Raw genomic sequence first — 5,648 nt, forward strand, 5'->3', positions numbered from 1 at the left:
TCGTATGGCCGCTTTCCAGCCTCCTTCCGGCCGCATTCCAGTCCGCCCAAGTCGCTGTCAACACAAGCGGAATTCCCCTCGCCCAGCCGGAGGCCGTATCACGCCCTGCCGAACACCCGCCGGAAGATCGTGTCCACGTGCTTGGTGTGATAGGCGAGGTCGAACTTGTCCTCGATTTCCGCCTCGCTCAACACCGCCCGGACCTCCGGGTCGGCCTTCAGCTCGGCCATGAAGTCGGCGCCCGCTTCCCAGACCTTCATCGCGTTCCGCTGCACCATCGCATAGGCCGCCTCCCGGCTCACCCCCTTCTGCGTCAGCGCCAGCAACACCCGCTGCGAATGGATCAGCCCGCGGAAGCGGTTCATGTTCCGCATCATATTCTCCGGGTAGACCACCAGCCGGTCCATCACCCCGGTCAGCCGCGCCAGCGCGAAGTCGAGCGTCACCGTCGCGTCCGGCCCGATCGCCCGCTCGACCGACGAATGCGAGATGTCCCGCTCGTGCCAGAGCGCCACGTCCTCCATCGCCGGCACCACCGCCATCCGGACCAGCCGCGCCAGCCCGGTCAGGTTCTCCGTCAGCACCGGGTTCCGCTTGTGCGGCATCGCCGACGACCCCTTCTGCCCCGGCGCGAAATACTCCTCCGCCTCCAGCACCTCGGTCCGCTGCAGGTGCCTGACCTCCACCGCCAGCCGCTCGATCGAGCTCGCGATCACCCCGAGCGTGGCGAAGAACATCGCGTGCCGGTCGCGCGGGATCACCTGCGTCGAGACCGGCTCCGGCACCAGCCCCATCGCCTGCGCCACATGCGCCTCGACCGCCGGGTCGACGTTGGCGAAGGTCCCGACCGCCCCCGAGATCGCGCAGGTCGCCACCTCCGCCCGCGCCGCCACCAGCCGCGCCCGCCCGCGGGCGAACTCGGCATGGGCCTGCGCCAGCTTCACCCCGAAAGTCGTGGGCTCGGCATGGATCCCGTGGCTCCGCCCGATCGTCACCGTGTCCTTGTGCTCGAAGGCCCGCCGCTCCAGCACCGCCAGCAGCGCGTCGAGATCGGCGAGCAGGATGTCCGCCGCCCGTACCAGCTGCACGTTCAGGCAGGTGTCGAGCACGTCCGAGCTCGTCATCCCCTGGTGCACGAAGCGCGCCTCCTCGCCCACATGCTCGGCGAGATGCGTCAGGAAGGCGATGACGTCGTGCCTGGTCACCGCCTCGATCTCGTCGATGCGCGCCACGTCGAACTCCACGTCCTTCGCCTTCCAGATCGCCTCGGCCGCCGCCTTGGGGATCACCCCGAGCGCGGCCTGCGCGTCCGCAGCATGCGCCTCGATCTCGAACCAGATGCGGAACTTCGTCTCCGGCGACCAGATCTTCACCATCTCGGGGCGGGAATAGCGCGGGATCATGCCGGGACCTTTCGCTCTGACGCGGCCGTCTGATAGTCTCGCCTCCGACCCGGCACAAGCGAGGCTTCATGCGGCTCTCCTCCTTCGCGGGCGTCTGGCGCCTCGAGCGCGTCATCGAGGATGCGCGCGCCGGCCGCATCGGCCGGCTGACCGGCGAGGCCCGCTTCACCGCGGCAGCCGACGGCCTCGCCTATGCGGAGACGGGAACGCTCGCCTTCCCGGACGGCCCGCCGATGCAGGCGAGCCGCCGCTACCTCTGGCGCGAGGGCGGGGCAGGGGGGATCGACGTCCTCTTCGACGACGGCCGCTTCTTCCACAGCTTCGACCCGGACGCTCCGACCCCGACCGCCGCCCACGACTGCCCGCCCGACAGCTACCGCGTCAGCTACGACTTCGCCGCCTGGCCGCTCTGGCGGGCGGAATGGCGTGTCAGCGGTCCGCGCAAGGACTACACCATGTTCAGCCGCTACCGCCCCTTCGCCGCATGAGACGCCTTCTCGCGCTTGCGCTCCTCGCCGCCTGTGCCCCGGCCCCCGAGCCCGACACCCGCTCCTTCGCCCTCTATCGCGCGATGCAGACCTGCCTCGCCGACCCTGCCACCGCCGGCTGCACCCGCGTCGACCGCGCCCGGGGCTTCGTCGTCCTCGCGGACGACGACCCGGCCAAGCCGCGCGCCTGGCTTCTCGTCCCCGACGTCGAGGTCACCGGCATCGAGGACTCCCGCGCCCTCGTCCCCCCGGTCGTCGCCTTCTGGCGCCACGGCTGGACGGTCGGCCGCGACCTCCTCCCCGGCGAGCGCCTCGCGCTCGCCATCAACTCGAAGGGCGGCCGCACCCAGGATCTCCTTCACATCCACATCTCCTGCCTCGCCCCGGAGATCGCCGGCACCCTCGCCGCCACCCCGGTCGGCCCCGGCTGGACCACGACGCTCACCCTCGACGGCCACGCCTACCACGCCCGCCGCACCGCCACCCTCGAGCCGAGCCCCTTCCTCCTCCTGCGCGATCTCCCCGGCGCCCGAGAGGACATGGCCGCCCAGTCCCTCGCCGTCACCGCCGCCCCCGGCGGCGGCTTCCTCCTCCTCGCCGAGTCCGCCCCCGACGCCGAGGCGGAGGAGATCCTCGACGAGACCTGCCCGTGACCCTCCCGTGACCCGCGGCTGGACAGCCGCGCCCGACTGCGGCAAGACTGCGCGCATCCGGAGCTTTCCAACCTGGAGCGACCATGGCCGAGACTGCATCCCGACACGTCCTGACCGAAGCCCTCTGGCCCGCCGAAGGCGCCGGGCTATGGGTGAAGCGTGCCCTGCTCGTCGCCGTCGGCATCGCGGCGCTCGCCATCTGCGCCAAGGTCAAGGTGCCGGTCTGGCCGTCGCCGGTGGCGATCAGCCTCGGCACCTTCGCCGTCCTCACCATCGGCGCCGCCTACGGCCCGCGCCTCGGGCTCGCCACGATCGGGGGCTGGATGCTGATCGGCGCCCTCGGCTTCGACGTCTTCCAGAACTCCTCGGCCGGGACCTCCGGCCTCGCCTACATGATGGGGGCGACCGGCGGCTACCTCGTCGGCTACCTCCTCGCCACCGTCGCGCTCGGGCTCGCCGCCCGTCGCGGCTGGGACCGCAGCGTCGGTGGCATGGCGCTCGCGCTGCTCGCCGGCAACGCCCTCATCTACGTCCCTGGCCTGCTCTGGCTCGGCTACCTGATCGCGAACGGCCTCTTCGACCCGGCGAGGTACGCCTCCGTCTGGGACCAGACGCTCGCCTGGGGCCTCACGCCCTTCCTGATCGGCGACGCGCTGAAGCTCGCGCTGGCCGCCGTGCTGGTGCCCGGCCTCTGGAAGCTCATCGGCACCGCCCGCGCCTGAGCGGTTAGCACAAGCTCCCGACGAAAACGGTCGCAATATGGATCCCATACGGGTTCCATATTGCTTCCATACCGAAGAACCGGTGTTAACCTCTTGAGATGAACCGCACCTTTCCGATGTGCGGCAGATTCCGGTTCCGCTGGGCATAGTCGATCCCGTAGCCCACCACGAACTCGTCCGGGATCTCGAAGCCGACCCATTTCGCCTTCACGTCCACCTCGCGCCGCGACGGCTTGTCGAGCAGCGCGCAGACCTCGAGCCGCTTCGGATGGCGGGTCTTCAGGATGGCGAGCACATGCTTGAGCGTGCGCCCGGTGTCGATGATGTCCTCGACCACGAGCACGTCGCGCCCCGCAATTTGGCCTCGCAAGTCCTTTAGAATGCGCACTTCCCTGCTCGACACCGTCGCATCCCCATAGGAGGAGACCTCGAGGAAGTCGACCTCGACCGGCAGGTCGAGCTCGCGCACCAGGTCGGCGATGAAGACGAAGGATCCCCGCAGCAGCCCCACCACCACCAGCTTGTCGGTCCCGGCATAGAAGGCCGAGATCTCCCGCGCCAGCGCCTCGACCCGCGCCGCGATGGCCTTGGCCGAGATCATCTTGTCGATCACATAGTCCGGCTTGCTCATCCCCGCGGGCGCCCCCTTGTGCCGCCGGCGATCCTATTGGCAATGTCGGACCCCGACAATCCGCAACCCGAGGCACCATGCCGACCCACGCCGAGACGCGCATCGTGCCCTACAGCGCCGAGGAGATGTACGGCCTCATCGCCGACGTCTCCCGCTACCCCGAATTCCTGCCCTGGTGCGCCGCCGCCCGCATCCGCTCGCGCAAGCCGCTGCCGGAGGGCGATGGCGAGGTGATCGAGGCCGATCTCGTCATCTCCTTCAAGGTTTACCGCGAACGCTTCGGCAGCCGCGTGACGCTCCGCCCCGCCGCCCGCCGCATCGACGTCGAGTACCTCGACGGTCCGTTCCGCTACCTGAAGAACCACTGGCGCTTCGAGCCGCGCGGCCCCGCGGAGAGCGAGGTCGACTTCTTCGTCGACTTCGAGTTCCGCTCCGCCATCCTGCAGAAGCTCATCGGCCTCGTCTTCCACGAAGCGATGCTCCGCATCGTGCGCGCCTTCGAGAAGCGCGCCGAGGCGCTCTACGGCAGCCGCTCGAGCGCCTGAAGCGCGAGATCGAGCGCCGTCTCGACGCTCAGCGCCCGCACCCGCTCCCGCCCCGGCGCGCCGAACGCGCGCCGCTCCGCCCGCGTCTCCAGCGCCGTCGCCGTGGCGAACCACACCAGCCCCTCCGGCTTCGCCTCCGACCCGCCTGGCCCGGCGACGCCGGTGACGGCGACGGCGACGTCCGCCTCCGAGGCCGCGAGCCCGCCTTCCGCCATCGCCCGCGCCACCGGTTCGGAGACGGCGCCGTGCTCGGCCAGCAGCAGCTGCGGGACCGCCAGCATCGCCACCTTCGCCGGGTAGGAATAGGTCACGAAGCCGCGGTCGAAGACATCAGAGGCCCCGGCGATATCGGTGATCGCCGCGCTCACCAGCCCGCCGGTGCAGCTCTCCGCCGTCACGATGCGGAGCCCACGGGCGCGCGCCGCATCGATCAGCAGCCGCGCCTTCGCTTCGGCGATCATCGCAGCCAACCGTGCGAAATGCTGGCGAGGAGGGTGACGACGAGGGCGGCGAGGAGGCCGGCGAAGACGTCGTCGAGCATCACCCCGGTCGGCCCCGGCCGGCGGTCGGCCCAGCCGACCGGCCCAGGCTTCCAGATGTCGAAGAGGCGGAAGAAGACGAAGGCCCCGACCCAGCCCGGCCAGGGGAAGAGCGATGCCGGGGCGCCGACGATCCAGAGGCCGAGCGACAGCGGCATCAGCGCGATCCACTGGCCGACGACCTCGTCGATTACGATGTGCGCGGGATCGAGGTCCTCCTGCTCGAAGGTCTCGACCCGCGTCGCCCAGTGCCCCGCGCCATAGCCCGCGACGATCGCGGCGGCGAGGAGAAACGGCCCGCCGAGGAGATGCAGCAGGTAGCCGACGCCCAGGGCCGCGAGCGACCCCCAGGTGCCGGCCGGCCCCGGCAGCAGGCCGATGTAACCGAAGGTGGCGACGAGCCGCGTCACCGCCGCACCAGCGTCGCGGTGGCGATTGCCGCGATCCCCTCGCCGCGCCCGGTGAAGCCGAGCCGCTCGGAGGTCGTCGCCTTGACGCTGACGCGGTCGGCGCCGATCCCGGCGATCCGCGCCAGCGTATCCCGCATGGCGCCCGCATGCGGGCCGACCTTCGGCGCTTCGCAGACTAGCGTGCAGTCGAGGTGGGTTATCACATAGCCGCGCTCGGCCGCCCGCTCGACCGCCTTGGCGAGAAAGACCTCGGAGGC

Annotated in this window: 9 protein-coding genes; 4 read left to right on the forward strand and 5 right to left on the reverse strand. The window is 70.6% G+C overall.

What is annotated here, in order from left to right:
• Positions 1-98: 98 nt before the first annotated feature.
• Positions 99-1,403 (reverse strand): adenylosuccinate lyase, encoded by a 1,305-nt coding sequence (gene purB / locus Q0112_RS13510; RefSeq protein WP_297976112.1) that lies wholly within the window; start codon positions 1,401-1,403, stop codon positions 99-101.
• 68 nt (positions 1,404-1,471) lie between these two features.
• On the opposite strand from purB, the gene Q0112_RS13515 reads away from it, so the two are divergent.
• The 3 genes from Q0112_RS13515 (at position 1,472) to Q0112_RS13525 (ending at position 3,266) form a co-directional block, all read left to right on the forward strand.
• On the forward strand, positions 1,472-1,891 hold the full coding sequence (locus tag Q0112_RS13515; protein ID WP_297976115.1) for a DUF6314 family protein: 420 nt from the start codon (positions 1,472-1,474) through the stop codon (positions 1,889-1,891).
• Positions 1,888-2,544, forward strand: coding sequence for a CDP-diacylglycerol diphosphatase (locus tag Q0112_RS13520; RefSeq protein WP_297976117.1), 657 nt, complete (start codon positions 1,888-1,890; stop codon positions 2,542-2,544). Before Q0112_RS13515 ends, Q0112_RS13520 begins: the two co-directional genes overlap by 4 nt.
• A gap of 83 nt (positions 2,545-2,627) precedes the next feature.
• Entirely contained in the window at positions 2,628-3,266 is a 639-nt protein-coding gene (locus Q0112_RS13525) for a biotin transporter BioY (protein ID WP_297976119.1), read from the forward strand.
• Between the two features lie 85 nt (positions 3,267-3,351).
• Here Q0112_RS13525 and hpt read toward each other — a convergent pair whose 3' ends face one another.
• Positions 3,352-3,897, reverse strand: coding sequence for a hypoxanthine phosphoribosyltransferase (hpt, locus tag Q0112_RS13530; RefSeq protein ID WP_297976121.1), 546 nt, complete (start codon positions 3,895-3,897; stop codon positions 3,352-3,354).
• Between the two features lie 77 nt (positions 3,898-3,974).
• On the opposite strand from hpt, the gene Q0112_RS13535 reads away from it, so the two are divergent.
• The gene (locus Q0112_RS13535) at positions 3,975-4,442 is read left to right on the forward strand and encodes a type II toxin-antitoxin system RatA family toxin (RefSeq protein WP_297976123.1); all 468 of its coding nucleotides are present in this window, start codon (positions 3,975-3,977) and stop codon (positions 4,440-4,442) included.
• On the opposite strand, the gene Q0112_RS13540 is transcribed toward Q0112_RS13535, so the two are convergent.
• The 3 genes from Q0112_RS13540 to Q0112_RS13550 all read right to left on the reverse strand — a co-directional run.
• Complete coding sequence (locus Q0112_RS13540; RefSeq protein WP_297976125.1) at positions 4,418-4,903, reverse strand: CinA family protein; 486 nt, start codon at positions 4,901-4,903, stop codon at positions 4,418-4,420. The genes Q0112_RS13535 and Q0112_RS13540 overlap by 25 nt on opposite strands.
• Entirely contained in the window at positions 4,900-5,391 is a 492-nt protein-coding gene (locus Q0112_RS13545; RefSeq protein ID WP_297976127.1) for a phosphatidylglycerophosphatase A, read from the reverse strand. Before Q0112_RS13545 ends, Q0112_RS13540 begins: the two co-directional genes overlap by 4 nt.
• Positions 5,388-5,648, reverse strand: a 261-nt coding sequence (locus tag Q0112_RS13550) for a 2-C-methyl-D-erythritol 2,4-cyclodiphosphate synthase (protein ID WP_297976129.1), incomplete at its 5' end; no start/stop codon positions are given. The genes Q0112_RS13545 and Q0112_RS13550, both read right to left, overlap by 4 nt.

The organism is uncultured Amaricoccus sp., assembly GCF_937858865.1.
Classification (GTDB): domain Bacteria; phylum Pseudomonadota; class Alphaproteobacteria; order Rhodobacterales; family Rhodobacteraceae; genus Amaricoccus.

Excerpts from the sequence above, each read along its gene's own strand:
- purB (WP_297976112.1), bottom strand. The coding sequence starts at position 1,403 with ATGATCCCGCGCTATTCCCGCCCCGAGATGGTGAAGATCTGGTCGCCG.
- Q0112_RS13540 (WP_297976125.1), bottom strand. The coding sequence starts at position 4,903 with ATGATCGCCGAAGCGAAGGCGCGGCTGCTGATCGATGCGGCGCGCGCC.
- Q0112_RS13535 (WP_297976123.1), top strand. The coding sequence starts at position 3,975 with ATGCCGACCCACGCCGAGACGCGCATCGTGCCCTACAGCGCCGAGGAG.
- Q0112_RS13515 (WP_297976115.1), top strand. The coding sequence starts at position 1,472 with ATGCGGCTCTCCTCCTTCGCGGGCGTCTGGCGCCTCGAGCGCGTCATC.
- hpt (WP_297976121.1), bottom strand. The coding sequence starts at position 3,897 with ATGAGCAAGCCGGACTATGTGATCGACAAGATGATCTCGGCCAAGGCC.
- Q0112_RS13520 (WP_297976117.1), top strand. The coding sequence starts at position 1,888 with ATGAGACGCCTTCTCGCGCTTGCGCTCCTCGCCGCCTGTGCCCCGGCC.
- Q0112_RS13525 (WP_297976119.1), top strand. The coding sequence starts at position 2,628 with ATGGCCGAGACTGCATCCCGACACGTCCTGACCGAAGCCCTCTGGCCC.